Raw genomic sequence first — 25,210 nt, 5'->3', positions numbered from 1 at the left:
GCCTGTTTCCTGCGTGGTGACGCTCCGTCAGCCGATCGGGCCGGCGTACTTCACGTCGTCGAGCATCGTCCCGGCGGAGATGTCCGCGGTGAGGCTCTTGGTGCCCTCGGGGACCTCGAAGGCCACGAGTCCGCTGGCGGACTCGCCCGGCATGATGGAGCCCCGGATCATCTTCGGCACGCTGCCCCCGTCGAAGACCACCTCCGCGGTCATGCCCTTGTCGTCGCGGACGTTGGGCATGGCGTAGATCACCTCGTGCGGGGTGCTCGTGCCGTTGGTGATGGTGACGGTCATCTGGACCGCGTTCTTGATCCGCTCGCGGGAGTACTTGTCCTTCGGCTCGAACTTCGTCGGGACCGAGAGGCTCACCTTGATGCCGTTCGGGTAGGTGAACGTCTCGCCGAAGGGCAGCGCGCTGGTCAGGCCCGGGACCTGGGAGGGCGACGGGGACTTGGACGGCGACGGGTACCCGGACGGCCAGGGCTCACCGCTGGGGTGGAGCCCGTCCAGGTCCATCTCCTCCTCGATGCGCCGGTCGAAGCCCCGGTCGGCCCGGTCGAAGACCATGGCGGTGAGGAAGAACCCGCCGACCGAGGCGAGCAGGCCCAGCACGGAGAGCACGGTGCCGACGACGGCCATCGTCTTGTTCGGGGCGCCCTTGTTGGCGCGGCCGATCGCGGCGATGCCGAGGCCCACGCCGACGGCGGCGGTGATGGCGCCCATCCAGAAGAGCAGGGGGATGATGCCGAGGATGATGCCGAAGCCGCCGGTGATGAGGGAGGCGACGGCCAGGCCGTTGCCGGGCGCGGTGTCCTGCGGGTAGGCGGGGTACGCGGGGTACTGGGCTCCGGCGAAGCCGGGAGCGGGCTCGCCCCATGCGTTGCCGGGGGCTCCGGGCGTGCCGGGGGCTGCGGGCGCGCCGGGGTGGGCGAAGCCTGCGGCCGCGGGTGCCGCGGGTGCCGCAGGGGCGGCAGCGGGTGCGGGCGGGGGCGTCGTCCCGGCGCCGGGAGGGGCGAACGCCCACGGGGCGGGGGCCGGTGCCGCGGGCGTCTCCGCGGGGGCCGCGGGTGCCTCGGGGGCTGCCGGTGCCTCGGGGGTTGCCGGGGCTGCAGGTTCCTCGGGAGCTGCCGGGGTCTTGTCCAGTGAGAGGGGCTGCGCGGGCTCCGGTTCGGCCACCGCCGGGGTCCCGGGTGCTGCCGCTGCCTCGGGTGCTGCCGGGGTCTTCTGCAGTGAGAGGGGCTGCGCGGGCGCCGGTATGGAGTCCGTCTCGGGTATCGGGGTGCCCTCCGGCTCGGTCGGCGGACCGGCGGGGGTGCTGGGCGGGGTCGGCGGGGTGCTCATACCGGCGGGGTCGTCCTTTGTCGCGGTAGTCGTGATCACCGCAAGAGTGCCATGTCCGCGCCCGGAGCCCGTCCGAATTCCGGCCCGGCCGCGCCTGACCGCGCCCGGTCTCGCCCGGTCTCGCCCGGCCGCCCGTGAACCGGGGGCCGGGCGGCGGCCGGGCGGCCGTGGCCTACAGCTGGTAGCCGAGCACCGTCATCATCCCGGACTCCGAGTGGTAGACGTTGTGGCAGTGGATCATCCACAGCCCGGGGTTGTCCGCGTCGAAGTCCATCGTCAGCCTCCGGCCCGGCAGCAGGATCGCGGTGTCCTTGCGCGCCCCGCCCGCCTCCCCGCCCAGGGCGAAGGTGTGCCCGTGCAGGTGCATCGGGTGCCACATCCGCGTCGCGTTGGCGAACACCAGCCGCACCCGCTCGCCCGCCTTCACCGGGTGCCGCTGGTCGGGCGTGTACGGCTTGCCGTCGAAGGCCCAGTTGTACCTGGTCATGGAGCCGGTCAGCCGGATCTCCACCGTACGGTCCGGATCGCGCGGGGCCAGTACGGCCGCTCCGGCGGCCTTGAGCGCGTCCGCCATCAGCGGCGGCGCGTTCAGCTCGGCGGGCCGGGTCCCGGCCGTGGGCGCCGTCCCCGACCCGGTGCGCAGTACCGCGAGCGCCGACCCCTCCTTGCCCTCGGCCAGCGCGGTGAGCGGGAACACCCCGTCCTTGGCGGTGACCAGGACGTCGTAGCGCTCGCCCATGCCCAGCAGCAGCGATCCCGCCTTCGTCCGCTCCACCGGGAAGCCGTCGGTGTGGGTGACGTCGAGCTCGTGGTCGCCGAGGGCGATGCGGAAGGCCGTGTCACCGCCGGCGTTGATGATGCGCAGCCGGATCCGGTCCCCGGGGCGGGCGGTGAAGACGGACGGGTCGGCCGGCACCCGCCCGTTGATCAGGTAGTGCGCGTAGACGACGTCGCCCGCGTCGCCGCCGAGGTAGTCGCTGTGGCCGCCCATGCCGACGTAGGAGCGCTTGCCGCTGCCGCCGGTGGCGGGGGTGGGCGTCTTCCCGTGGGCCGCGTGGGCCCCGTCCTTGCTCATGCCCTTGCGGAGCTCGGCGAGGACGGCGTCCGGAGTGGCGCCGTCCACTCCGTCGATCCAGTCGTCCAGGACCACCACCCACTCCTTGTCGTAGGAGAGGGGTTCCTTCGGGTCCTCGACGATGAGCGGGGCGTACAGGCCGCGGTCCTGCTGGACCCCGGTGTGCGGGTGGATCCAGTACGTCCCCGGGTCCGGGACGGCGAACCTGTACGGGAAGGTCCCGCCCGCGGCGATGGCCCGCTGGGTCAGTCCCGGGACCCCGTCCATGTCGTTGCGCAGCGCCAGGCCGTGCCAGTGCACGGAGGTCGCCTCGGGGAGGTTGTTGGCCAGGGTGAGGGCGAGGGTGCCGCCCGCGGTGGCCCGGATCTCCTGGCCCGGCAGCTTGTCCCCGTACGCCCAGGAGCGGACGGTGACTCCGCCGCCGAGGTCGAGCGGGGTGGCGGTGGCGGTGACCTTGACCTCGGTGAGGGGGCCGGTGGCCTTGCGGGCGGCCTCGGCGGCCCGCACCTCGGGCCCGGCCGGGTCCACGTACCCCTCGGGCACGTCGGCGGCCGGGCCGCCGTGGTTCATCGAGCCGTGGCCGGCGCCGGCGGCGCCGGAGGATCCGGAAGAGCCCGAGCAGGCGGCGAGCAGCCCGGAGCCGAGGACGGCCGCGGACGCGCCGAGCACGGTGCGACGGGTGGGAAGAGAGCGCATGGGAGCACCTCGTGGGTGTGGTGTTACGGATGCATGGGCACGGTTCGGCGCCGCCTCACGGGCATGCGCGGGCATGCGAGGGCATACGGGCACATACGGGCATGCGGGGGCGACGGCCGGGGCCGGGCCTATACCCGCAGGACCGCCAGCCGGGTGAGGAGCTCGCGGGGGGAGGGCGGGTCGGGACCGCTGTCGGACCGGCCCGGTATGCGGGCCGCACCCCCGAGCGGCGCGGCGCCGCGGCTTCCGCCCCGGCCGGCGTTGATGAGCAGCACGACGAGCCCCGCGAGCACGGCGAGGCAGACCGACATCGGGTCCATGCCGGTCGCGGGCGTCGGGCGACCCCACGAGGAGGACGTCGAGGAGGGCCCTTCGGCGGCCGGCCGCGGTTCCGGGGCCGGTTCCAGGACCGGCTGCGGGGCGGGTGCCGGGGCGGGTGCCGGTGCCGGAATGTGGCGAGCACCACCATGCGCCGCCGGTTCGGGCTGCTCCTCCGAGGCAACGGAGTGCGCCGGGGATCCGTCCTCCCTTGCGTGGGATTCAGCCGGATGGCCCAAGGTGTGCATGGTGACGATGCCCAGCAGAAGTGCAGCGAGCAGCAGCAGCCGGGCCCCGGGGGCGGCTCGCTGAGCGCTGCGCGTCATGGCGGGAACCCTACCCGGGGTGGGTATCCGACCGGAGGACCGACCCCGGGTCTGCCTAGGATTAGTCACACTATGTCCCCACATGGACTCTCTCGACGGACCGCCTGGCCGGTCGCCGTACTGATCGGTCTCGCCGCGGCCACCTACACCGCGTGGGTGCTCGAAGTCGTCCTCTCCACGGGCCTCAACCCCATCCAGACGTACGTCAGCGAACTCGCCGCCCAGGACCAGCCGCTCGGCGGCCTCTTCCGGGCCACCGACTTCACCGCCGGGATGCTCGCCTTCGCCGGGGGGCTGCTGGCGCTCTCCCGCCTGCTGAAGTACGCCGAGTCCCGCCGTCCCTGGGCGGTCATCGGCTGGGCCGGGGTCACGCTCTTCGGCGCGGCCACCGCCGCCGACGCCTGGCTGCCGCTGAGCTGCACCCCCACCGTGGACCCCGAATGCGCCGCCAGGGAGACCGCCAAACTGGTCCCCGCCACCCACCAGGCCCACGCCGTCAGCAGCAGCCTCGCCATGACCGGCGCGCTGGTCGGCCTGGTGGCCCTGACGATCGCCGCCCGCCGCTACGGCTGGTTCGCCCCGCTCGCCCGCTACGGCCCCGCACTCGTCGCCCTCGAACTGGCCGCCACCGCCTGGACCCTGTACGCGATAGCCATGTTCACCGCCGGGCGCGGCACCTGGGCCCTGGGCGCCGGCCAGCGGCTCCAGGTGCTGCTCGTCGCACTCTGGCTGGGCCTGCTCGCCTACTCGGTGCACAAGGAAGGCCGTACGTGAAGGTGAAGGTGAAGGTGAACGTGAACGCGAACGTGCGCGGGAACAGAAACGGGAACGGGGACGGTGCCTGGAGCGCCGCCGGCGCCGACTGCTTCGTCCGGGTGGACGGGGTCCCGCTGCACGTCGTCGTCGAGGGCCGCGGCCCCGTGTGCGTACTGAGCGCCGGGCTCGCCATGGCCTGGTTCGACTGGGACCCGGTCGTCGCACCGCTCGTCGCCGCCGGACGCACCGTCGTCCGCTTCGACCGCCCCGGACACGGCCTCAGCGGCCCGGCCACCGAGCCGCCGACCACTGCCGGGGAGGCCCACCGGATCGCCGGCCTGCTGGACGCGCTCGCGCTCGTGCTCGGCGCCGACGCGGCCGGCCCCGTCACCGTCGTCGGGCACTCCATCGCCGCGTTTCACGCCGAGGCCTTCGCCCGCCTCCACCCCGAGCGCGCCGCCGCGCTGGTCCTGGTCGACGGAAGCGTCGAGGAGAACCCCCGTACGGCCCTGCCCGTCGCGCTGCGCACCGGCGCCGCCCGGGCCCTCGGCCGGGCCGTGACCGCCGTGGGCCTGCCGGCCGCGCTGGGGCCGTCGGCCCGGCGCGCCACCGTACGGGCCTCCCGCACCGGCGGCTCCGACCCGGCCGCGCAGGACCTCGTACGACGCTGTTACCGCACCGGCCGGGTCTGGCGCGGAGCCCTGCTGGAGAACTCCCGCTACCCGGACATGGCCGCCGAACTGCAGGCCCTGCGCGGGACGCACCCGCTGGCCGCCCCCACCACCGTCCTGGCCGCGTACGACGGCTCGGCCGGCCGCGGCGCCCTGCACTGGCTGTCCCGCCAGGCGGACCTCGCCGACCTGCTCGGCGCCCGCTTCGAGGTCGCCGAGCCCGCGGGACACCTGATCATGCTGGATCGTCCGGACCAGGTGGCCCGGACGATCCTGAACGCCGGGTGCTGAAGGAGCCGGTTCAGACCCGCGCGTAGACCTTCTCCACGAAGGTGGCCATCTGGTCTTCGGAGAGGTGCTGGGCGAGGTCGGCCTCGCTGATCATGCCCACCAGCTTCTTGTTCCGGATCACGGGCAGGCGGCGGATCTGGTGGCTCTGCATCTCCTCCAGCACGTCCGTGACGTCCGCGCCCGCGTCGATCCAGCGCGGCGTCCCCTGAGCCATTTCACCGCACGTGACCTTCTCCGGGTCGTGGCCCCTGGCCACACAGTTCACGACGATGTCGCGGTCGGTGATGATGCCGCACAGCCGCTCCTCGGAGTCGCTGATCGGCAGGGCGCCCACATTGAGCCGGGCCATCAGCTGCGCAGCCCGGTCGAGGGTCTCGGTGGCAGGGATCCACTGGGCCCCGGGGTGCATGATGTCTGCGGCAGTGGTCATCGCTGAACCTCCTGAGCACGCCGTTCGGCGCCGGGCGCGGACACGTCCGGCGCGGCGTCCCCGTACGCCCCGCCCGCCGGGCCCACGCCCACGCGGTGGAGCACACGCCCGTACGGGTGAGGGGGCGCCTCCCCCCACCGTACGGGCGTGTCCCGTCACCCGCGCGGCGCAGCCCCGCGCTGCTTCAGCATGTCCGCCATCAGGGTGAGCTCCGAGCGCTGCGCATCGACCATGCCCTGCGCCAGCGCCCGCTCGACCGGGGTCTCGCACTGCTGCGCACAGCCCTCGGCCATCGTGACGCCGCCCTTGTGGTGGTCGGTCATCAGCTGGAGGAAGAGCACCTCCGCGTCCCGGCCCGAGGCCGCGCCCAGCTGCTCCAGCTCCTCCTTGGTGGCCATGCCGGGCATCAGCGCGCCGGGCTTGGCCGCACCGTGCCCCGCGTGCCCGCCGTGGCCGTCCGAGGCCGCCATCCAGGACATGGGCGGCTCGCCGGCCACCACCTTCGGCAGCCCCCACAGGTCCAGCCAGCCGAGCATCATGCCCCGCTGATTGGCCTGGGTGTTGGCGATGTCGTAGGCGAGGCTGCGCACTGCCTCGTCCTGCGTGCGGTCGCGGACGATGAAGGACATCTCCACCGCCTGCTGGTGGTGCACCGCCATGTCCCGGGCGAAGCCCGCGTCCGGCGAGTGCAGCCCCGGCGTACGCGGCGCCGTCGCGGCAGGCGTGCCGGAGCCGGCGGAACCCCTGCTGTTCGCGGCGGCGACCGTGGCCGCCGCCGCGAACAGCAGGGCCAGCAGGACGGCCGTGCCCGCGACCCAGTACGTACGGGGAACCGGGCGGGCCGCGCGGACCGGGCGGCTCACTTGCCGGCCAGCCCGCTCGTGCACGCCGCGCCCGGCTCCGGGGTCTGCTCGCCCTGCACGTACTTGGTGAAGAACTGCGCCACCCGGGGGTCGTCCGCACTGTCTACGGTCACCTGCTTGCCCCACGCGCTCAGCATGATCGAGCCGGTCTGCTCCTTGACCGGGCTCATCAGCGTGTACGGGGTCTTGCCGACGGTCGCCGCGAGCTTGTCCACGTCGGCCTTGGGAGCCTTCTCGTTGTACGTCACCCAGACCGCGCCGTGCTCCAGCGAGTGCACGGCGTTCACCTCCGGCACCGGGCTCTTGTAGACGTCACCGTTGCAGTTCATCCAGCGGGGGTGGTGGTCACCTCCGACCGGCGGGTTCATCTCGTACTTCACCGGGGTCTCGACGTGGTTGCGGCCGAGCTTCTTCGCGTCCCAGAGCTGCTCGCCCGTCACAGGCTGCTTGCGGATCTCCTCGGCCTCCTTGCGGAGCTTCTCCGCGGCCGCCTGCTTGCGCTCCTCGGCCTGCTTCTGGTCGATCAGCACCCAGGTGCCGAAGCCGACCAGGCCGACGACGATCGCCGACGCGGCGGTGATCGCGATGGCCTTGTTGCGCCGCTCCCGGATCTTCTCGGCGCGGCGCATCTCGGCTATGCGCGCCTGCCGGGAGTTCGGGTCGGTGTTCTGGTTGGTCCTGCCGGACTTGCTGGCCATGTGCCCTGGTTCCTTCTGCTGAGGGGGGTGGATGAACGCGAAACCAAACCGGACCCGTCAGGTCCGCAGCACTTGGAGGGCATACAGGTCGGGAGCGCGCGGCGACGCCCCGTAGAGCCGGATCCGCGACGCCCCCAAGGACGCCGCGGCGGGCACCGGATCCCCGACGGGACCGGTCACGGCGGGCGGCGGAACGGGCAGCACACCCGGGGTGACGTGCGCGAGCGGAGAGCAGCCGGGCAGGTCGTACGGCGACACGCAGACGGCGTGCGCCTTCGCAGCCTGCACGGAATGCACCCCCGCCGAGACGTGCGACTCGCCCGAGCGCGCACACAGCAGGAGCGCTCCGGCCAGCACCCCGAAGAGCGTGAACAGCACGGCACGCCGAAGTCCGGGACGTCCTCGACGCCCCTGCTGCGTGTACTGCCGGCCCCCCATGGGCGCAGATGGTAATGCTCATGACGGCTCCCAGGTCAGTGCGGGGGTGCCGCCGGCTTTCCGGGGTGCGTAATGTGGCGGAAACCACCGCTGGCGATACTGGGTCCGCCCGACTGTGCCCCGACCGTCGAGGCGGTGGTGCACAGGCCGTCTGAACTGCGAGGATGAAGGCATGGACAAGCAGCAGGAATTCGTCCTCCGGACGCTTGAGGAGCGCGACATCCGCTTCGTGCGCCTGTGGTTCACCGACGTACTGGGCTTCCTGAAGTCCGTCGCGGTCGCGCCCGCGGAGCTGGAGCAGGCCTTCGACGAGGGCATCGGCTTCGACGGCTCCGCGATCGAGGGCTTCGCGAGGGTCTACGAGTCCGACATGATCGCCAAGCCGGACCCGAGCACGTTCCAGATACTGCCGTGGCGCGCGGAGGCCCCCGGGACCGCCCGGATGTTCTGCGACATCCTGATGCCGGACGGCTCGCCGTCCTTCGCGGACCCGCGGTACGTCCTCAAGCGCATCCTGGCCAAGACCTCCGACCTGGGCTTCACCTTCTACACCCACCCGGAGATCGAGTTCTTCCTGCTGAAGGACAAGCCGCTGGACGGCACCCGCCCGGTCCCGGCCGACAACTCCGGCTACTTCGACCACACTCCGCAGAACGTGGGCATGGACTTCCGCCGCCAGGCGATCACCATGCTCGAATCGATGGGCATCTCGGTGGAGTTCAGCCACCACGAGGGCGCCCCCGGCCAGCAGGAGATCGACCTCCGCTACGCCGACGCGCTCTCCACGGCCGACAACATCATGACGTTCCGCCTGGTGATGAAGCAGGTCGCGCTGGAGCAGGGCGTGCAGGCCACCTTCATGCCGAAGCCGTTCTCGGAGTACCCCGGCTCGGGCATGCACACCCACCTCTCCCTCTTCGAGGGAGACCGCAACGCCTTCTACGAGTCGGGCGCCGAGTACCAGCTCTCCAAGGTCGGCCGTTCCTTCATCGCGGGCCTGCTGCGCCACGCCGCCGAGACGGCGGCGGTCACCAACCAGTGGGTCAACTCCTACAAGCGCATCTGGGGCGGCTCCTCCCGCAGCGCGGGCGCGGGCGGCGAAGCCCCCTCGTACATCTGCTGGGGCCACAACAACCGCTCGGCCCTGATCCGCGTCCCGATGTACAAGCCGGGCAAGACGGGCTCCTCGCGCGTCGAGGTCCGCTCGATCGACTCGGGCGCGAACCCGTACCTCACCTACGCCGTCCTCCTCGCGGCCGGCCTCAAGGGCATCGAGGAGGGCTACGAACTCCCGGCGGGCGCCGATGACGACGTCTGGGCCCTCTCCGACGCCGAACGCCGCGCGATGGGCATCGAACCCCTCCCGCAGAACCTCGGCGAGGCCATCGCCCTGATGGAACGCAGCGAACTGGTCGCCGAAACCCTCGGCGAGCACGTCTTCGACTTCTTCCTGCGCAACAAGAAGCAGGAGTGGGAGGAGTACCGCTCGGAGGTCACGGCCTTCGAACTCCGCAAGAACCTCCCGGTGCTGTAACCGCAGCTCAAAGCCCCTTTGGGGATGCACGGAATCCCGGGCCGACGGTCGTTGACTGCCGGCCCGGAGCCGTCTCAATCCCCCTGGGCCGTCTGTGGGCCGTCCGACGCAGAAGCTGAGGCCTCGTACATCCCGTCCACGGCCTTCCGGGTCCGTCCCTGACTGCTCGGCATGAGGTGCGTGTACGTGCGGAGGGTGCAGCCCGGGACGGCGTGCCCAAGGTGCGTACTGAGCGCCTTGATGTTCTCCCCGGCGTCCAGCAGCACTGAGGCGTAGAAGTGCCTCAGGGCATGCACTTCGTGCTCCCGTGCGGCCTCGTGCCGCTGCCCGGGTTTCGGCTCCTCGATCACCCCTGCCTCGACGAGGGCGGGCTTCCACACGCGTGTGTTGAAGTCGTCGGTCCGCCGCACCGTTCCACCGCCAGAGAGCGAGAACAGCGGTCGTTGGTGACGGGAGGCCCGTCCGGTCGGGGCCAGGGCAGTGCTGCTTGAGGACATGCGCGATGCGGTTGGAGAGCGGAACATCTCGCTCCTTCCCACCCTTGGGAGGCGAGAACCCAAGGTGGCCGTTGACCACCTTCACTTGATGGGCTACGTGGAGCCACGGGTCTCGTGGCTGACTGCGTCCACGGCCAGCTTGGTTGACGTCATTCCCGCTCAACTCATTGAGGGAGAGAATTCACCCCAAATAATGCGAGTTCCACCGTATTCGGCCCCATCAAAGGAGACTGTTCCTCCGTCGCATTGTGCGCCGTCGAAGGAGACTGTGCCGCCTTCAAAAGCGGCAGCGAAGTCAACCTCGCTGCCGCTGAACGTCGCACCGTTAAACGAGACCTCACCATCAGTGATCAAGGCTTTGAAATTCATCATTACGCTGCTGAAGTTAGCTCCTTCGAAGGAGACCTTGGCGCCGCCGAATAGTGCGTTAAAGTATACGTCGCCGCCGCTGAACTGTGCGCCATTGAAAATTGTTGTCCCGCCGGCGTAAAAACGTGCGGCGGCGAAAGATGTTGTGCCTTTAAAAACTGAATTTGTGAAGTTGAACCACATGTCGAAGATTACGAGCTTAAAGGACGCTTTGCCATGAAAGTGGCAGTCGGAGAAGTCGGCGCCTTCGAACCTGGCAGAGGTGAAGTCGAAATCAGACTCTGACCAGGACGTTGGAGATTGTGGGTCTTGGAGGTGGCTGTGGATGACCCGGATGATTGTTTGGCGTACTTCCCTTTCGCCCGGCTTATGGTTGTCGGATGCTTCGTCGCGCTCGAAAGGCATACGCATGTACGCACATAGGACGTCGATGCAAACCTGCCGTTGCTCGAGCCACTCATCCGCGAGCTGCGCCATGGCGTAAACGCCAGCGAGGCGTACGGCGGCCATGGTGTGACCTAGCTGTTCGGCTGCGGAAGTGTAGCGCTCAAGGAGCTGTTTGTCGTCGGCGCGGTCAGCTTCACTTTCGGCAATTCGTTGCTTACGGTAGGCGTATACTCCGGCAAAGATGGCAGCGATCAGGGTGAGCATTGCGAGAGTGCTCCTGATGGATTCCCCTGTCTTAGCCTCGCCTTCCTCAAGATGCTCGACGATCCAGTAGATCCCGCAGCCGACTGCTACAGCAACAATGACGGCTAGTGTGCCTGCGATCCAGACATTCGACAGCCTCGGCGCATGCCGGCCGCTTGACCCTGTTGCCTGGCGCTTTCCGAAGCGTGGAGCTGTCACGGGTGTCAGTGTTGTTCGTCTTGGCCCTTGCCGCCACCTGAGGCACCCATCTGTGAACGTTGCGAGGCTGAAGCGGTATTGCTGCCAGCCGACCGTTGGGCCCTCGCATTGCTACAGCGATCAATCGGCATGCGTATGGCGCGGCCTCATTCACCGCTGCACGGGCCCTCTCCCCGCCTCGACAGTGAACCACAGCGTCCGGAAGTCGACATCAGCCTCTTTTAGGCGCAGGTATCGCTCGCCTTTGCCGATTTTCTTCCCCGCCCCCTTGAGGTTCTCGTCCAGGAATTGACTGTACGCCTCGATCAGGTCCTTTCGGGGCAACCCAAATTGAGAAACCGGCAGAAATTCCTTGTCGCGAAGTCGACGGATCTTGATCTCATACAACGAGAACTGGTAACGGGGCATGGCCCCCCTGACGTGCGGCGGAGATTTAGTGAAAGACAGGCTGCAACCCGGCGTACGCCTTTTCAGCTGTGAGGCAAAACCAGTCCCAGCTGGTCCCTCGCCCCGGATTCTGGCACAGAGGGTCCCCTCGCGTTCTAGGCCCCATGTCGTGTAGTTAGGGCCGGGGTCGGTGCGTCAAGCAGACTGAAGGAGAGATGGGGATCCTGTTAGAACCGTGTCCGTCCACCATTCTGGGCGGCCGGGTCCTTCGTGCCCCGACCCGGCCGGCGTTGCCCAGGAAGCCTTCGCCTTGCTGGTGACCTACCAGGCCCTGCGACTGGCCATGGCCGATGCCACCGGTACTCGGTCGGACACCGACCTCGACCGGGCCAGTTTCTCCAGCGCGCTGAACATCGCCCGCGACCTGCTCGTCCAGGCCGCGGCCATCTTCGGCTACACGACCGTCGACCTCGCCGGCACCATAGGCCGCCGGGCCCTGGCCTCCCTTATGCCCGCCAGGCGCGTGCGCACCCGGCCATGCGCTGCCAAACGCGCCATCTCGAAGTACAACGCCAAAGGCGCCGTCGACAGGACCAGTTACAAGGCCACCATCGACGTCCTGACCACCCGGACCCCTTGACGCCGGACACCAAACGCTGACGACACGGCATCGGGCCTAGAAGGGGAGACCTACCAGGCCCCATCGCCGGGCGCCGGCCTCCGTGGCCACGTCGCCCCATTCACGCAACAGCGCTGCGGCAGCGTCGAAGCCAGCGGGCCGGCCCGCCCACCCGGCGGCCTCGGCTTCGAAGGGCCCGCGCAGTTCCTCCAGCCGAGGCGCGGCCACGTGCCAGGAGCGGACCAGCTCCGACACCTCCTCGGGAGCGCTGAGCAGGAGCACCCGGGGGCGCCACGGAGCGGGGTCGTCGGGGAAGCCGTGCGCGGTGGGCCGTTCCCTCCCCGCGGCGGTCGTGGGGTCTGTTCCCGTGAGGTCGTCCGGGTTGTCCCAGAACAGGCCGCACAGGAAGTGGTCCAGGGCGTCCCGCAGTTCGGGCGCCACCGAGGTCCGGATGTCCTCCCAGGCATTGCCCAATCGGGGGTGCCAGCCGTAGGAACCGGTGGTTCCGTGAAACCGGTACTCGGCGCACCAGGACACCTGCCGCTGCCACACCCAGCCGCCCGTCACGGCGTAGTCGGCGTCTTCGCACGCCTCGCAGCAGAAGTCAGGGCAGGCGGCATCGCCCAGTACGCTCACCCTGTCGTCCGCCGGTATCCGCGCCAGATGCTCCCAGTCGACCATGAGCACGGTGATGTCGAGTCCCATCGGGACAGGCTAGTACCTGCCGTGTAGTTAGGGCCGGGGTCGCAGGACGAGCCGAGCCCTATCCCGTACGTCCTACCTCAGATCGGCGGTCTGCGGCCGATTCGCGGACCCAACATGGGCGCATCGACGTCTACAAGGCTCTGAACTGCTGAAACTCGTGAGACGCGCGGGGCCTCCGGAGTCGTTGCTGAAGCCGTCGGAAGCTGCGGTCGGGACACACCTGGGCCGTCTCTGGGCCGTCGGAGGGTGGCCAGAGGTCACCGGCAACGACCGACGACGGCCCCTCAGATGCTGGTTGGGATGGGGTCTGTAGAGGATCCGCCTGGAGGGGTGAGGCGGACATGACTTCCTGCGCAACAAGAAGCAGGAGTGGGAGGAGTACCGCTCGGAGGTCACCGCCTTCGAACTCCGCAAGAACCTCCCGGTGCTGTAAGGCCAGGTCAGCGCCCTTGCGGGCCACGCACAACACTCCGGGCCGGTGGTCGATGACCACCGGCCCGCAGTCGTCTCACCGGCCCCGGGCCGTCTGGTGCAGGTTCGTGAGACCACGCGCGGCCGCTCCGGAGCCGTGCGGCTATCGGTCGGTGGCTTCGGGCGACAGGACCGGGGAGGAGTCGGCGTGATCCGTGCAGGCGGCCCACCAGCTGTCGCCGCCGGCGCTGCTGACCAGCACGCTCCACACCGCGGGGTGGGAGCAGGGGGCCGCCCAGGTGCACTCGCCCCGCGCGGAGGCAGTACCGGCCCGGTGGTTGTCCGCCGCCCATGGGCACTTCTCTCGGAGTTCCATGATGGACATTGAAGCGGTGGTGAGCACGGCCTCGCCGCCGAACGGACCGATTCCCCCCTAGGGCGATGACCTTCGGGCGGCTGCTCACACGCTGTCCGGCGGACCGGCTTGAGTCTCCCCCCGGGGGAGACCCCAAGCTGTGGGCATGGACAGCGACGCGCTCTATTCCATCGGGGAGTTGTCCCGGCGGACCGGTCTGACCGTGAAGACCATCCGGTTCTATTCGGACCAGGGCATCGTCCCGCCCGCCGGGCGGAGCCCGGCGGGATACCGGCTCTACGGGGCTGACGCACTCGCCCGCCTCGGCCTCGTCCGCACGCTGCGCGATCTCGGGCTCGATCTCGCGACCGTCCGCACGGTGCTGGACCAGGAGGCATCCGTGGCGGAGGTCGCGGCAGCGCACGCCGACGCCCTGGACGTACAGATCCGGACGCTCCGCCTGCGCCGGGCAGTGCTCCGCGCGGTCGCCGGAGGCGGCCCCACCACCATGGAGATGGACCTCATGCACCGACTTGCCACGCTCTCCCGGGCCGAACAGCACCGACTGGTCCGCGGATTCATCGACGCCGCCTTCCCAGGTCCGCACTCCAATCCCGAGTTCGTGACCCTGATGCGATCCGTCATGCCCGAGCTCCCCGACGACCCCACGCCCGAACAGGTCGAGGCCTGGGCCGAACTGGCCGGACTCTGCCAGGACGAGGACTTCCGTGCCGCGATCCGCCGTACGGCCGAGGAGCAGGCGCAGGAGCCCGCCCCGGAGGGCGTCGGCGCGCTGCACGACGAGCTCGGCCGGGAGATGCGCGCACGGATCGGTGAAGCCGTGGCGGCCGGGCTTCTGCCGGCCCCGGCCGAGGGTGCGGACGTCACCGGCTCACTGGGCGGTCTGTACGCCCACGCGTTCGAGCGCGCCGACGAAGGCGGTCTGCGACGCTGGCTCCTCGCCCGGCTGCGGACCACCGCCGACCCGCACACCAGGCGCTACTGGCAGCTTCTGGCCGCGGTCAACGGATGGCCCGCGTCGCCGACGCTCGCCCCCGTGCACTCCTGGTTCACCACCGTTCTGGCGAAGGGCTGACGCGATGAGGACGAGAGACCTGAAGTTCGGTCTGTACGCGGACGAGCAGGGGCTGGATTGGGTCAGGGGGCTCGTCGAGGACGCCGTCGGCTCCGGCGGCTCCCAGGGCTCCCGCGGCTCCCGGGGCGTCCGCCGCGCCCGGGTCGTCGGCGAGAGTGTTGTACGGACCCTTCCCGGGAGCGAGCTGTCGATCGCCGACGCGTACGACTTCCTGGCGGAGCAGTGGGCGGTGGAACACCCCGGAGAGAGCAGCGGCACACGGCAACCGCTGGAGCTGCACGTCCGGTTGGCGTGCTCGCTGCGTACCTGGCGGGCGATCCGCAAGACGGTGATCAGGACCCTGTGCCCGGAGGGGACGGGTCCGCACACCTGCCGCGTTCCCTGGTCGGCCTACTGACGCGCGCGCGTCACGCGCGCGTCAGCGGACCGCGCGGTGCCAGGTGGGGCGGGCCGGGGTGGTGGGGGTGGTTGTGGTGTGGAGTTCGGCGTCCAGGCCCAGGACCGCCGTCGTGGCGGTGCCGGAGGCTTCGAGGACGGCCGAGGGGGCTCCGGTGAAGAGCATGCGGGATTCCGCCCAGGCCGGCGGGCCGCCGAGGCCCGTGGTGCTGATCGTGCCGGTCTCCGCGCGGCCCACCACGAGGCGGCCCGCCGCGCCGACCGCGCCGTAGCCGGCCCGGCCGCCCGCCTCCGTGACGCTGGAGACCCGGGGACGGCTCGCTGGGCCCGCCGTGACCAGGGCGGTGCGGACGACCCCCGAGTCCGGGCGACGGAAGAACAGCCGGACCCCGGTGCCGTCCGGGGAGGCCGAGAGGGGGACCGTGGTGGCCGGCAGGCCCGTCGGTGCGGGGCCGGCCAGCGAGGTGTCCGGGGTGCGCTGGGTCCAGGCCAGGACGGACGTGGTGGTGGTCGCGTACACGTGGCGCCGCCCGGCCGCGTCGATCGCCGTCACCGGGTCGCTCTGCAGGTCCTCGCCGCCGAGGCGTTCCCACGGGGAGAAGCGGCCGTCCGGCTGCTGGGTGGTCGCGCGCAGGGTGCGGCGCGCGTCACGCAGGTAGACGGTGAGGCGGCCTCCCGCGTCCACGGCCGCCGCGGGGGCGCTGATCGCCGAGGTGCCCTCGTCGTCGGTCCGCTCCGGGGTGCCGAGCGACTGCCACGGGCCGAACGGGCCGTCGGGCACGGACTGGACCGCGTACACGACCTCGCGCCGGTACTCCGAGGGCGTGGAGCCGAAGGCGGTGCGGGTGGCCAGGACGCCGATGCGGCCCCCGGGGAGGCGGACGGCGCTGGCGCCCGGATCGATGCCCGCGCCGGGGAGGAGGACCGGGCCCGCCCAGGTGCCGCCCGGGCTGCGCGTCCAGTACGCGGTCTGCCCGTCCAGCGCGGCGAAGGCCCACAGGCGGCCGGGCGTTCCCTCCGTCAGCCAGGAGGTGGTCTCGGCGCGGGTGTAGCGCAGCGACTGGGCCCAGTTGCGCCCGGTCGGACTGCCCGCGACCTTGCGGTCGCCGCAGCCCGACGGGCTGCCGCAGTGGTCCTGGCGGTCCTGCCAGGCGTAGGTCTTCAGGAAGCCGGTCTTGGTCTCGGCCGTCTGCGGGTCCAGCGCGTGCGGGAGGGCGCCGTTGTGGTATCCGAGGTAGCTCTGGACGGAGAAGTGCGGGCGGTTCCGGACCCGTTCGGCGTAGGCGGCGGTGGCGGCCTGCACGAAGCGGGCGCCGTACATGTGGTCCTGGTGGTCGGTGTAACGGCCGTTCTCGCCGTACCGGTTCGGCGTCGGGTCCTGCATCCGTATCGTCGTCGGCCGGTAGCGCTCCAGGACCCCGGCTATCGCCAGGACGAGCTGGTCCTTCGTGTACGTGAACGGCTGCTTGACCGGTGTCCCGGAGGTCAGCTGGGCATCCAGCGAGGGTATCCGGCCGTTCCACAGGCCGCGCAGGCTCTCGGGGGTGTCGCCACCGGTGCTGCGGGCCTCCCGCAGCATCAGCCACACCAGGTTGACCTGCGGCTTCGCTATGAGGACGTCGAGCTCGGCCCGGCCGCCGCCGGCGGTGGGGATGACCGTACGCTTCCACGCGCTCGTGCGGTCCCCGGTGGCCATCTGCGCGTACGCGGAGCGGATGCCGTTCTGCCGGGCCTCCGCGTAGTGGGTGCGGTCGGCGGGCTGTTCGGGGTCCGTGGCGGCGGCGCCGCGGGCCTCGTTGCGGCCGTCGGACTCGCCGGAGGTGAGGTACGCGGTGGTGACCTGGGTGCCGGACAGCAGGGAACGGCTGAGGTCCGGGTTCATGAAGAACAGGTCGTCGTCGGGGTGGGCGACGACCTGGACGACCGACCCGGCGGTGACGCTCGCGGCGAGGGCGGCGGCCGGGTTCGTCTCCTGGTTGGCTTCGGCGGAGGTCTGCTGGCCGACGGCCACGGAGAGCACGCCGGTGGCGCCGGCTGTCAGCACGGTGAGCAGGGCCGCGAAACGGCGACGGGTCACGGGCATCGGGTCACGCCCTCGGGTTCGATCCGGCGGGAGAAAGCGCTGAGCAGTCAGAGAGAGGCGAAATCAGGGGAGTTGGTTCTCCGGACCCGCCGGTGACTCCCCTTTTCCGAGAACGGGATGTGGACCCTGCCCGGCCGTCCACGGGGAGAAGCGGCCGCCCCGACCCCGCCCGCCCCGACCCCGCCCGCCCCGACCCCGGCGCGGGCCGGACCGCCCCGACCCCGGCCTCCGAGCCCGGTTGTCCGGAGCATCCGATCACCCCTGGCACGGTGTGTGCCCGAGCCGAACGCCTGGTCCGGACACGCCCCGGGCTGCGCCGCGGCCGGGGCGGAACTCCGTCGACAGGTCCCAGGGCCTAGGCTCAGGACCAGAGCACCCCGGAACGGTGACAAGGAGTGACCGTCACTGTTCCGGCAGCGGCAGGGCAGCGGCAGGGCAGCGGCAGGGCAGCGGCAGGGCAGCGGCAGGGCAGCGGCAGGGCAGCAGCACCGCCGCAGCAGGGCCGTGACAGCAGGGCAGTACCAGCAGGGCAGTGGCAGCGACGACCGCGGGAGGCGGCGGGATGACGGTCCCGGGACGCAGGAGCAGCACCTTCATCCGGCTGCTCCGCAGCGGTTTCACCGACCCCTCGGCCGCCGCCCGGCTGCTCGACACCGACGCACTGGCGGCCGTACGCACCGACCCGGTGCTCCTCGACGCCCTCGGCGCGACCGCCGACCCCGACCTCGCCCTCCTCGGGCTCGTCCGGCTCGCCGAGGCGCAGCCGGACGGCGAGCTGCCCGGGCTCCTCGACACCCTCGTCAGCGCCAAGCCGCTGCGCGACCGCCTCCTCGGCGTGCTGGGCGCCTCCGAGGCCCTCGGCGACCACCTCGCCCGCCACCCCCGCGACTGGCTCAGCCTCATCACCTACGAGGCCGCCGACCTGCACCCCGGACTTCCCGAGTTCGAACGCGGGCTCGCGGACGCGCACGACCCCGTCGCCCTGCGCGTCGCCTACCGCCGCTGCCTGATCTCCATCGCCGCCCGCGACGTCTGCGGCACCATCGACGTCGCCCAGACCGCCGCCGAGCTCGCCGACCTCGCCACCGCCACCCTCCGCGCGGCCCTGCGGATCGCCTGCGCCGCCGCCCCCGAGGATGCCGCCCTGTGCCGGCTCTCCGTCATCGCGATGGGCAAGTGCGGCGGCAACGAGCTGAACTACGTCTCCGACGTCGACGTCATCTTCGTCGGGGACTCGGCCCCCGGCGCCGACGAGGCCAAGGCCCTCCAGGCCGCCACCCGCCTGGCCTCCCACCTCATGCGGATCTGCTCGGAGACCACCGTCGAGGGCACCATCTGGCCCGTCGACGCCAACCTCCGCCCCGAGGGCCGCAACGGGCCCCTCGTCCGCACCCTCTCCTCCCACCTGGCCTACTACCAGCGGTGGGCCAAGACCTGGGAGTTCCAGGCCCTCCTCAAGGCCCGCGCCGTGGCCGGCGACGAGGCCCTGGGCGCCGAGTACATCGCCGCCATAAGCCCGTTGGTCTGGCAGGCCGCCGAACGCGAGAACTTCGTCGCCGACGTCCAGAAGATGCGCCGCCGCGTCGTCGACAACATTCCCGCCGCCCATGTCGACCGCGAGCTCAAGCTCGGCCCCGGCGGTCTGCGCGACGTCGAGTTCGCCGTCCAGCTCCTCCAGCTCGTGCACGGCCGCAGCGACGCCACCCTGCACTCCGGCACCACCCTCGACGCCCTCCACGCCCTCGCCGCCGGCGGCTACGTCGGCCGCGCCGACGCCGCCCAACTGCACGACGCGTACCGCTTCCTGCGCGCCATGGAGCACCGCATCCAGCTCTACCGGCTGCGCCGCACCCACCTCGTCCCCGAGGACGAGAACGACCTGCGGCGCCTCGGCCGCTCCATGGGCCTGCGCACCGAACCCGTCGCCGAGCTCAACAAGGCCTGGCGCCGGCACGCCTCCGTGGTCCGCCGCCTGCACGAGAAGCTTTTCTACCGGCCGCTGCTCGACGCCGTCGCCCAGCTCACCCCCGGCGAGACCCGGCTCTCCCCGCGCGCCGCCGGCCAGCGCCTCGAAGCCCTCGGCTATGCCGACCCGGCCTCCGCCCTGCGCCACCTCGAAGCCCTCGCCTCCGGCGTCACCCGCAAGGCCGCCATCCAGCGCACCCTGCTCCCCGTCATGCTCGGCTGGTTCGCCGACTCCGCCGACCCGGACGCCGGCCTGCTGAACTTCCGCAAGGTCTCCGACGCCCTCGGCAAGACCCCCTGGTACCTGCGCCTGCTGCGCGACGAGGGCGCCGCCGCCGAGAACCTCGCCCGCGTTCTGTCCGCCGGACGCCTCGCCCCCGACCTGCTGATGCGCGCCCCCGAGGCCGTGGCCCTGCTCGGCGACCCCGAAGGCCTGCAGCCCCGTACGCACGAGGCCCTCCAGCAGGAGGTCCTGGCCGCCGTCGGCCGCGCCGAGAACCCCGAGGCCGCCGTCGCCGTCGCCCGCGGAGTGCGCCGCCGGGAGCTGTTCCGCACCACCGCGGCCGACATCATCGGCTCGTACGGTACGGAGGACAACCCGGCCGAGGAGGACCACGGAGCCCTCGTGGACCGGGTCGGCGGTGCCGTCTCCGACCTCACCGCCGCCACCGTCGCCGGGGCCCTGCGCGCCGCCGTCCAGAGCCACTACGGCGACACGCTGCCCACCCGCTTCGCCGTCATCGGCGTCGGCCGCTTCGGCGGCCACGAACTCGGCTACGGCTCCGACGCCGACGTCCTGTTCGTCCACGAACCCCGCGAGGGCGTCGACGAACAGGAGGCCGCCAAGGCCGCCCAGAACGTCGTCGCCGAAATGCGCAGGCTGCTCCAGCTGCCCACCACCGACCCGCCGCTGCTCATCGACGCCGATCTGCGCCCCGAAGGCCGCTCCGGCCCGCTGGTGCGCACGCTCTCCTCCTACGCCGCCTACTACCGGCGCTGGTCCCTGACCTGGGAGAGCCAGGCGCTGCTGCGCGCCGAACCGGTGGCGGGCGACGCCGACCTCGGAGCGCGGTTCATCGAGCTGATCGATCCGCTGCGCTACCCGATGGAGGGGCTCGGCGAGGACGCCGTACGGGAGATCCGCCGGCTCAAGGCCCGCATGGAGTCGGAGCGGCTGCCCCGCGGGGCCGACCCGACCCTGCACACCAAGCTCGGCCGCGGCGGCCTCAGCGACGTCGAGTGGACCGTCCAGCTGATCCAGATGCGGCACGCCTGGGCCGAACCGGGCCTGCGCACCACCCGTACCCGCGAGGCCCTCGCGGCCGCGCACGCGGCCGGGCTCATCCCGACCGAGGAGGCGCAGATCCTCGACGAGGCCTGGGTCCTGGCGACCCGGGTCCGCAACGCCGTGATGCTGGTGCGCGGCCGCGCCGGGGACACCTTCCCGACCGAGGCCCGCGAACTCGGGGCGGTGGGCCGCTACCTCGGATACGCCGAAGGCACGGCCGGGGAGATGCTCGACGACTATCGCCGCATCACCCGCCGTGCCCGGGCGGTGGTGGACGAACTCTTCTACGGCGCGTAGCCGGGCGCACCGTCGGACGGCGCCCCGGGGGCGCGGAGTGCTGTTCAGGCTGTGACCGGAACGGACGGGGCGGACCGCGGACCCTGAGTGGGTCCGCGGTCCGCGGTCCGCGGTCCGTGGTTGGCGGTCCGTCGTGTCGGGACGGCGCCGGCGTCAGCGGGCCGTGCCGAAGGCCTGCGTCCAGTAGTTGCCGGGCTGCGCCAGGCCGATTCCGATCTCCTTGAAGGCGCAGTTCAGGATGTTCTCCCGGTGGCCCTGGCTGTTCATCCAGCCCTCCATGACCTTCTCGGGAGTGCTGTAGCCGTAGGCGACGTTCTCGCCGTACGTCCGCCACGCGTACCCGGCGCGGGTGATGCGCGTGCCCGGGTCCGAGCCGTCGGAGCCGGTGTGGGACATGTTGCTGTGGGAGGCCATGTCGGCGCTGTGGTCCTGCGCGGCCTTCGTGAGCTTCGCGTTCAGGGAGACGGCCGAGCATCCTGCGGCCGCGCGCTCCTGGTTGACGAGCGCGAGCACCTGGGCGACGGAGCCGGTGGCCGGCGGGGCGGCGGTCTTCGACGGCTGGGGCGCCTGCGGCTTCTCCGTCGCGACCGGCGGCTGCGCGGGCTTGGGCTGCGCGGGCGGGGTGGTCTCGACGACCGGCTGCGCGGGCGCGGCGGGGCTGCTGGGGGAGGCCTCGGAGGGGCTGCTGCTCGGCGTCTCGCTCGGGAGCGGTGCGTCCACGGGTGCCGGGGTGGTCGGCGCGGCCGACGGCGTCTGCTGCCACTGCCACGGGCGCTGCTGCTGGTGGCTCGCGGTCCGCGTCCGGCTGTTGCCGTCGTCCTGACCGTCGAAGCAGGCCATGGCGGCGGTGGGGACACCCACGATGGCGAGCGCGCCGACGCCGATGACTATCTTCTTGTAGGACGACTTCTTCCGATGCTTCTGCATGCCTGACCTCATTCAGTGATCGCGAAGCTTCCGGCGCCGGACGTGCAGGGCGCCGAAGAGGCCGCCATTCTTAAAAGCGCCTGAATGGCCTGGCAAGTTTCCGCTGATCACGAGCCCGGGGCGGTCGGCACACGGCTTGAAACAGGACCGTGATCGTGCATCATCACGATTTGGTCACCCCCGCAACCGTCTGATGGGTGATCAGAAACGGCTGTGACCTGGCCGGTCGGGGACGGGTGCATCGGTGCCGTGGATTCCGTTTCCGGCGGAGAGGGGAATGTCAATTCCAAAAGGGACAAATATCGAAATGTCGGAGGGTTAACGCTCCGTCAAGAAGGACTTCGACCAGCAGCCGTTGCGTGACGCATGTCACTGTTTCCCGCCGGGCCGCCCGCCATCGCCCCCCGCCATCGCTCCCGGTGGGACTACCGCCGCTCCTGGGCCGCCGGCCGGCCGGCAGCCGCCATCCGGCAGGCGGGCCGCGCGCTGACCCAGGCCGGTCCTGCCCTTTCCGCGCATGCCGATCGGATCGCCGCCTCCCTCAAGAAGCGGCTCGGCCTCTTCGTCCGGGTCTCCCGCCACGAGGTCGCGGCGGTCACGTTCGCCCTCGCCGGGATGGGCGACCTCCGGGCGCTGCCCGGACTGCAGCGGCTCGCGCAGGACCCACCGCTCACGTACAACCGCGCCCACGCACGCATCCTGGCCGCACTGCCCGCCGTGGAGCTGCTCCCCACCCTGCTGCCCGGCCTGCGGCGGGAGCCGGACCAGTACCACACGAGTACCTCCATGCTGGAACTCCTCGCCGCCTGGGGCCCGGCCGCCGCGCCCGCCGTGCCCGAAGTGGTCCGGTACCTGGGGACGCCGTACGCCTACGACGCCCTGCGCGTCCTCGGCCGGATCGGCCCCGCGGCGGCCGTCGCCGCGAGCCGGCTGGCCTCGTACGCCACCGGGCGCCAGGGGCCGGGCCATCTCCGGCGGCGGGCCGCCTGGGCGCACTGGAGGGTGACCGGTGATCCCACCCTCGCCCTCGACGTGTGCGGGGTGGCGGTGCGGTCCGGGACGGCCGCCCACGGTCTGCCCTTCCTCGCCGGTCTCGGCCCGCTGGCCGCCGCCCACGCGGACGCCGTGCGCGGGCTGATGGAGTCGCCCGGTGCGTGGACCCGGGTCGCCGCCGCGCACGCGTACCGGCGGATCACCGGAGATCCGGAGCCCGCCGTACCGGTGCTGCTGGCGGAGGTCGATCCGGTCTGGACGGGACGGCCGGCCATGCCGGTGCAGGAGGCCGTCCGCCACCTCGGGGAGATCGGGGCGCAGGCCGCCGCCGCGGCACCCCTGCTGGGCTGGATCCTGGCGCAGGAGGAACGCCTCGGCCACCCCTTCGACAGCGTACGGATCCTGGCGGACACGGCCTACGTCCGCACCCTCACCGAGGCCCTGCAGCGGATCGCTCCGGGCGCGGCCGGTTCCGTACCGGCGCCGCCCTCGAAGGAGCTCGTGCCGGTGTCCTCGCCCGCGGCCGGGCCGGGGTTCCTCCGGAGACGGCTGCGCTGACCGCCTGCGCGACCGAACGGGCCCGGGCGGCAGGCACGTTGTCGGCATGGTGCAGGGTGGGGTCATGCTCATGGATCATCAGGAGTGCGACGTGGTCGTCACGGCCGTGGCCCCGGTGGGATGCGCCGTGGACGCGGACGGGCACGACGGTTTCATCGACCGGGCCAAACACCCCTCGTGGTGGGCGGACGTGCCACGCGCCGAGGTCGGTGACCGGATGCTCGCCGTGGTGCTGGACCCCACCAGGACACCGGCCCGGTTCAGTGCCCTGCCGGACGACGTCCGGATCGCCCGGAGCCTGCGCCACACGCAACCGCTGAGGCGGCTGTGTCCGCCGCCCGGCGAAGCCCGGAGCGTGGAGTGGGCCGTCGTGGAGGAGGCGATGGGCACCGCCCTGCCGGCCGACTACAAGCGACTCGTCGACACCTACGGGGGCGGGGTCTTCGCGGGAATGATCTGGCTGCTGGAACCGGACTGCCCGGAGAAGATGTACGACCTCTTCGCCCAGACCGCGGAGCGCGAGGAGAACCTCGCCGATTTCTGGGAGGCGGGCGAGGCCAAGCCGGCGGAACTCCTGGAGGGCGACACCCGGCTGGTGCCCTGGGGGTACGCGGAGGGTTCGGGACACGTCCTGTACTGGCTGGTCCGGCCCGGGGTCGAGCCGGAGGAGTGGACGGTCATCCTCAACGAGGGCCGCGGCCCCCTCTGGGAGGCCCACCCGGCTTCGTGCAGCCAGTTCCTCCTCGAGGTGGTGGCCGGCACGACGACATCGCTCTACTTCAGCGACCACGACGACGACATCGACCCGGAGGACAGGTTCCGCTTCGTCCCCGGATCCCGGCCCCACGGCTGAACCGGCGCGCCGCCCGCCGCCCGCGGATAGGGTGCTCGGATGTTCACAGTTCGGCGCGCCGGCCCGTACGACGGGGACGTCCTCGGCGAGATCCACGCCGCGGCCTGGGAGGCGGCCTACGCCCCCTTCTTCGATCCCGGGTTCGCCGCAGACGGTGTCCGGAGCAGGCGGACGCGGTGGCACGAAAGGGTCGGGCAGGCGGACACCCCGATCCTGCTGGCCGAACACGAGGGTCGCCCGCTCGCGCTGACCGCCTTCCGGGCATCCGCGACCCGGCCGGGCCTTGCCGAGATCCTCTCCTTCTACACCCACCCCGACAGCTGGGGCAGCGGTATCGCGGCCGCGCTGATGACCGAGACCCTGCGCCACCTGCGCGACGGCGGGTTCGCTCGCACCCACCTGTGGACCCTGCGCGACACCCCGCGCTCCCGCCGCTTCTATACCAAGTGCGGCTTCACCGAGAGCGGCACCGTACGCCCCTTCGACTTCGGCGACGGGAATCCCCTCACCCAGGTCGAATACGAGCGGACGTGCTGACACCCCCGGACTTCCCGCTCGGCGTCGGCGCTGGTCGCCTCGGGTCGTACGGCAGTCTGCCGCGGTGGACGCGGTGCAACCGGGTCCGGCCGGCGGCGGATATGCGCTGGCGCGGAGCGCGCGGGCGCTGCTTGGATGCCGGGATGAGCCAAGACCTTCCCGACGGTTACGAGATCTCCACCGACGCCGCCCGACTGGACGTCGGGCTCCTCCACCGGTGGCTGTCCGAGGACGCGTACTGGGCCCTCGGCCGCAGCCGGCAGAAGCAGGAGGACGCCATCGCGAACTCCTTGAACTTCGGCCTCTACGACCAGGCCTCCGGCGCGCAGCTCGCGTACGCCCGCATCGTCACCGACCGGTCCACCTTCGCGTGGCTCTGCGACGTGTACGTCGATCCGGGCGCCCGCGGCAAGGGGCTCGGCGGGGCCCTCGTCGACGCGGCGTGCGCGCACCTGGAGCCCTACGGGCTGCGCCGGGTCATGCTCGCCACCGCCGATGCGCACGCCGTCTACGCCCGGTCCGGCTTCGAGCCGCTGGCCACGCCCGAGAAGTGGATGGCCCTCGGGGAGCAGTAGCCGTCCTCCCGGG

Annotated in this window: 25 protein-coding genes and 1 pseudogene; 12 read left to right on the top strand and 14 right to left on the bottom strand. The window is 71.6% G+C overall.

The window, feature by feature from the left end; all coding sequences use genetic code 11:
• Positions 1–27 precede the first annotated feature (27 nt).
• From OG444_RS12330 to OG444_RS12320, 3 genes are all read right to left on the bottom strand, one after another.
• Complete coding sequence (locus tag OG444_RS12330) at positions 28–1,341, bottom strand: DUF4190 domain-containing protein (protein WP_327262211.1); 1,314 nt, start codon at positions 1,339–1,341, stop codon at positions 28–30.
• Between the two features lie 172 nt (positions 1,342–1,513).
• Complete coding sequence (locus OG444_RS12325; protein ID WP_327262210.1) at positions 1,514–3,112, bottom strand: multicopper oxidase family protein; 1,599 nt, start codon at positions 3,110–3,112, stop codon at positions 1,514–1,516.
• Between the two features lie 128 nt (positions 3,113–3,240).
• Positions 3,241–3,756, bottom strand: a complete 516-nt coding sequence (locus OG444_RS12320; RefSeq protein ID WP_327262209.1) for a hypothetical protein — start codon at positions 3,754–3,756, stop codon at positions 3,241–3,243.
• Positions 3,757–3,828: 72 nt separating this feature from the next.
• Between OG444_RS12320 and OG444_RS12315 the strand changes: the two genes are divergently transcribed.
• Both OG444_RS12315 and OG444_RS12310 read left to right on the top strand, forming a co-directional pair.
• Positions 3,829–4,530 (top strand): DUF998 domain-containing protein, encoded by a 702-nt coding sequence (locus OG444_RS12315; RefSeq protein WP_327262208.1) that lies wholly within the window; start codon positions 3,829–3,831, stop codon positions 4,528–4,530.
• A gap of 101 nt (positions 4,531–4,631) precedes the next feature.
• Positions 4,632–5,474, top strand: coding sequence for an alpha/beta fold hydrolase (locus tag OG444_RS12310; protein ID WP_327266754.1), 843 nt, complete (start codon positions 4,632–4,634; stop codon positions 5,472–5,474).
• A 10-nt stretch (positions 5,475–5,484) separates the two neighbouring features.
• On the opposite strand, the gene OG444_RS12305 is transcribed toward OG444_RS12310, so the two are convergent.
• From OG444_RS12305 to OG444_RS12290, 4 genes are all read right to left on the bottom strand, one after another.
• Positions 5,485–5,904, bottom strand: a complete 420-nt coding sequence (locus tag OG444_RS12305; RefSeq protein WP_327262207.1) for a CBS domain-containing protein — start codon at positions 5,902–5,904, stop codon at positions 5,485–5,487.
• Between the two features lie 155 nt (positions 5,905–6,059).
• Entirely contained in the window at positions 6,060–6,767 is a 708-nt protein-coding gene (locus OG444_RS12300; RefSeq protein ID WP_327262206.1) for a DUF305 domain-containing protein, read from the bottom strand.
• Complete coding sequence (locus OG444_RS12295) at positions 6,764–7,465, bottom strand: DUF3105 domain-containing protein (RefSeq protein WP_327262205.1); 702 nt, start codon at positions 7,463–7,465, stop codon at positions 6,764–6,766. Before OG444_RS12295 ends, OG444_RS12300 begins: the two co-directional genes overlap by 4 nt.
• 57 nt (positions 7,466–7,522) lie before the next feature.
• Positions 7,523–7,903: a hypothetical protein gene (locus tag OG444_RS12290; protein ID WP_327262204.1), complete on the bottom strand. Its 381-nt coding sequence runs from the start codon at positions 7,901–7,903 to the stop codon at positions 7,523–7,525.
• A 172-nt stretch (positions 7,904–8,075) separates the two neighbouring features.
• On the opposite strand from OG444_RS12290, the gene OG444_RS12285 reads away from it, so the two are divergent.
• The gene (locus OG444_RS12285) at positions 8,076–9,437 is read left to right on the top strand and encodes a glutamine synthetase family protein (protein WP_030012459.1); all 1,362 of its coding nucleotides are present in this window, start codon (positions 8,076–8,078) and stop codon (positions 9,435–9,437) included.
• Between the two features lie 74 nt (positions 9,438–9,511).
• On the opposite strand, the gene OG444_RS12280 is transcribed toward OG444_RS12285, so the two are convergent.
• The 3 genes from OG444_RS12280 to OG444_RS12270 all read right to left on the bottom strand — a co-directional run bounded on the left by OG444_RS12280 (position 9,512) and on the right by OG444_RS12270 (position 11,560).
• The gene (locus OG444_RS12280) at positions 9,512–9,847 is read right to left on the bottom strand and encodes an integrase (protein ID WP_327262203.1); all 336 of its coding nucleotides are present in this window, start codon (positions 9,845–9,847) and stop codon (positions 9,512–9,514) included.
• A gap of 246 nt (positions 9,848–10,093) precedes the next feature.
• Positions 10,094–11,152 carry a pentapeptide repeat-containing protein gene (locus tag OG444_RS12275; RefSeq protein WP_327262202.1) on the bottom strand — a complete coding sequence of 353 codons (1,059 nt, stop codon included), beginning with the start codon at positions 11,150–11,152 and terminating at the stop codon, positions 10,094–10,096.
• Between the two features lie 150 nt (positions 11,153–11,302).
• Positions 11,303–11,560: a hypothetical protein gene (locus OG444_RS12270; protein ID WP_327262201.1), complete on the bottom strand. Its 258-nt coding sequence runs from the start codon at positions 11,558–11,560 to the stop codon at positions 11,303–11,305.
• Positions 11,561–11,849: 289 nt separating this feature from the next.
• On the opposite strand from OG444_RS12270, the gene OG444_RS12265 reads away from it, so the two are divergent.
• On the top strand, positions 11,850–12,179 hold the full coding sequence (locus OG444_RS12265; RefSeq protein WP_327262200.1) for a hypothetical protein: 330 nt from the start codon (positions 11,850–11,852) through the stop codon (positions 12,177–12,179).
• A gap of 36 nt (positions 12,180–12,215) precedes the next feature.
• Here OG444_RS12265 and OG444_RS12260 read toward each other — a convergent pair whose 3' ends face one another.
• Positions 12,216–12,863, bottom strand: a complete 648-nt coding sequence (locus OG444_RS12260; RefSeq protein ID WP_327262199.1) for a hypothetical protein — start codon at positions 12,861–12,863, stop codon at positions 12,216–12,218.
• A 346-nt stretch (positions 12,864–13,209) separates the two neighbouring features.
• Here OG444_RS12260 and OG444_RS40750 point away from each other — a divergent pair.
• Positions 13,210–13,296 (top strand): annotated as a pseudogene (locus OG444_RS40750) (glutamine synthetase); the annotation flags it as partial.
• A 141-nt stretch (positions 13,297–13,437) separates the two neighbouring features.
• On the opposite strand, the gene OG444_RS12255 reads toward OG444_RS40750, so the two are convergent.
• On the bottom strand, positions 13,438–13,650 hold the full coding sequence (locus OG444_RS12255; protein WP_327262198.1) for a hypothetical protein: 213 nt from the start codon (positions 13,648–13,650) through the stop codon (positions 13,438–13,440).
• Between the two features lie 145 nt (positions 13,651–13,795).
• On the opposite strand from OG444_RS12255, the gene OG444_RS12250 reads away from it, so the two are divergent.
• Together OG444_RS12250 and OG444_RS12245 are read left to right on the top strand one after the other, a co-directional pair.
• Positions 13,796–14,725 (top strand): MerR family transcriptional regulator, encoded by a 930-nt coding sequence (locus OG444_RS12250; RefSeq protein ID WP_327262197.1) that lies wholly within the window; start codon positions 13,796–13,798, stop codon positions 14,723–14,725.
• Positions 14,726–14,729: 4 nt separating this feature from the next.
• Positions 14,730–15,122 carry a hypothetical protein gene (locus OG444_RS12245; RefSeq protein ID WP_327262196.1) on the top strand — a complete coding sequence of 131 codons (393 nt, stop codon included), beginning with the start codon at positions 14,730–14,732 and terminating at the stop codon, positions 15,120–15,122.
• A 21-nt stretch (positions 15,123–15,143) separates the two neighbouring features.
• On the opposite strand, the gene OG444_RS12240 is transcribed toward OG444_RS12245, so the two are convergent.
• Positions 15,144–17,204: a PIG-L family deacetylase gene (locus OG444_RS12240; RefSeq protein ID WP_327262195.1), complete on the bottom strand. Its 2,061-nt coding sequence runs from the start codon at positions 17,202–17,204 to the stop codon at positions 15,144–15,146.
• A gap of 562 nt (positions 17,205–17,766) precedes the next feature.
• Here OG444_RS12240 and OG444_RS12235 point away from each other — a divergent pair.
• Complete coding sequence (locus OG444_RS12235) at positions 17,767–20,754, top strand: bifunctional [glutamine synthetase] adenylyltransferase/[glutamine synthetase]-adenylyl-L-tyrosine phosphorylase (protein WP_327262194.1); 2,988 nt, start codon at positions 17,767–17,769, stop codon at positions 20,752–20,754.
• A gap of 153 nt (positions 20,755–20,907) precedes the next feature.
• On the opposite strand, the gene OG444_RS12230 is transcribed toward OG444_RS12235, so the two are convergent.
• The gene (locus tag OG444_RS12230) at positions 20,908–21,681 is read right to left on the bottom strand and encodes a CAP domain-containing protein (protein ID WP_327262193.1); all 774 of its coding nucleotides are present in this window, start codon (positions 21,679–21,681) and stop codon (positions 20,908–20,910) included.
• Positions 21,682–22,047: 366 nt separating this feature from the next.
• On the opposite strand from OG444_RS12230, the gene OG444_RS12225 reads away from it, so the two are divergent.
• The 4 genes from OG444_RS12225 to OG444_RS12210 all read left to right on the top strand — a co-directional run bounded on the left by OG444_RS12225 (position 22,048) and on the right by OG444_RS12210 (position 25,197).
• Positions 22,048–23,232 carry a hypothetical protein gene (locus OG444_RS12225; RefSeq protein WP_327262192.1) on the top strand — a complete coding sequence of 395 codons (1,185 nt, stop codon included), beginning with the start codon at positions 22,048–22,050 and terminating at the stop codon, positions 23,230–23,232.
• 64 nt (positions 23,233–23,296) lie between these two features.
• The gene (locus OG444_RS12220) at positions 23,297–24,085 is read left to right on the top strand and encodes an SMI1/KNR4 family protein (protein ID WP_327262191.1); all 789 of its coding nucleotides are present in this window, start codon (positions 23,297–23,299) and stop codon (positions 24,083–24,085) included.
• Between the two features lie 39 nt (positions 24,086–24,124).
• Positions 24,125–24,622: a GNAT family N-acetyltransferase gene (locus OG444_RS12215; protein WP_327262190.1), complete on the top strand. Its 498-nt coding sequence runs from the start codon at positions 24,125–24,127 to the stop codon at positions 24,620–24,622.
• Positions 24,623–24,765: 143 nt separating this feature from the next.
• A complete protein-coding gene (locus OG444_RS12210) occupies positions 24,766–25,197 on the top strand; it encodes a GNAT family N-acetyltransferase (RefSeq protein ID WP_327262189.1) in 432 nt (143 codons plus the stop codon).
• The last annotated feature ends 13 nt before the right edge of the window (positions 25,198–25,210 follow it).

Source organism: Streptomyces sp. NBC_01232 (assembly GCF_035989885.1).
In the GTDB taxonomy this organism is placed as follows: domain Bacteria; phylum Actinomycetota; class Actinomycetes; order Streptomycetales; family Streptomycetaceae; genus Streptomyces.
The sequence above is the reverse complement of the archived record's forward strand: the minus strand, read 5'-3'. Positions and strand labels throughout refer to the sequence as shown.

Excerpts from the sequence above, each read along its gene's own strand:
- OG444_RS12330 (WP_327262211.1), bottom strand. The coding sequence starts at position 1,341 with ATGAGCACCCCGCCGACCCCGCCCAGCACCCCCGCCGGTCCGCCGACC.
- OG444_RS12325 (WP_327262210.1), bottom strand. The coding sequence starts at position 3,112 with ATGCGCTCTCTTCCCACCCGTCGCACCGTGCTCGGCGCGTCCGCGGCC.
- OG444_RS12320 (WP_327262209.1), bottom strand. The coding sequence starts at position 3,756 with ATGACGCGCAGCGCTCAGCGAGCCGCCCCCGGGGCCCGGCTGCTGCTG.
- OG444_RS12315 (WP_327262208.1), top strand. The coding sequence starts at position 3,829 with ATGTCCCCACATGGACTCTCTCGACGGACCGCCTGGCCGGTCGCCGTA.
- OG444_RS12305 (WP_327262207.1), bottom strand. The coding sequence starts at position 5,904 with ATGACCACTGCCGCAGACATCATGCACCCCGGGGCCCAGTGGATCCCT.
- OG444_RS12295 (WP_327262205.1), bottom strand. The coding sequence starts at position 7,465 with ATGGCCAGCAAGTCCGGCAGGACCAACCAGAACACCGACCCGAACTCC.
- OG444_RS12290 (WP_327262204.1), bottom strand. The coding sequence starts at position 7,903 with ATGGGGGGCCGGCAGTACACGCAGCAGGGGCGTCGAGGACGTCCCGGA.
- OG444_RS12285 (WP_030012459.1), top strand. The coding sequence starts at position 8,076 with ATGGACAAGCAGCAGGAATTCGTCCTCCGGACGCTTGAGGAGCGCGAC.
- OG444_RS12270 (WP_327262201.1), bottom strand. The coding sequence starts at position 11,560 with ATGCCCCGTTACCAGTTCTCGTTGTATGAGATCAAGATCCGTCGACTT.
- OG444_RS12260 (WP_327262199.1), bottom strand. The coding sequence starts at position 12,863 with ATGGGACTCGACATCACCGTGCTCATGGTCGACTGGGAGCATCTGGCG.
- OG444_RS12255 (WP_327262198.1), bottom strand. The coding sequence starts at position 13,650 with ATGGAACTCCGAGAGAAGTGCCCATGGGCGGCGGACAACCACCGGGCC.
- OG444_RS12250 (WP_327262197.1), top strand. The coding sequence starts at position 13,796 with ATGGACAGCGACGCGCTCTATTCCATCGGGGAGTTGTCCCGGCGGACC.
- OG444_RS12245 (WP_327262196.1), top strand. The coding sequence starts at position 14,730 with ATGAGGACGAGAGACCTGAAGTTCGGTCTGTACGCGGACGAGCAGGGG.
- OG444_RS12240 (WP_327262195.1), bottom strand. The coding sequence starts at position 17,204 with ATGCCCGTGACCCGTCGCCGTTTCGCGGCCCTGCTCACCGTGCTGACA.
- OG444_RS12235 (WP_327262194.1), top strand. The coding sequence starts at position 17,767 with ATGACGGTCCCGGGACGCAGGAGCAGCACCTTCATCCGGCTGCTCCGC.
- OG444_RS12230 (WP_327262193.1), bottom strand. The coding sequence starts at position 21,681 with ATGCAGAAGCATCGGAAGAAGTCGTCCTACAAGAAGATAGTCATCGGC.
- OG444_RS12225 (WP_327262192.1), top strand. The coding sequence starts at position 22,048 with ATGTCACTGTTTCCCGCCGGGCCGCCCGCCATCGCCCCCCGCCATCGC.
- OG444_RS12220 (WP_327262191.1), top strand. The coding sequence starts at position 23,297 with ATGCTCATGGATCATCAGGAGTGCGACGTGGTCGTCACGGCCGTGGCC.
- OG444_RS12215 (WP_327262190.1), top strand. The coding sequence starts at position 24,125 with ATGTTCACAGTTCGGCGCGCCGGCCCGTACGACGGGGACGTCCTCGGC.
- OG444_RS12210 (WP_327262189.1), top strand. The coding sequence starts at position 24,766 with ATGAGCCAAGACCTTCCCGACGGTTACGAGATCTCCACCGACGCCGCC.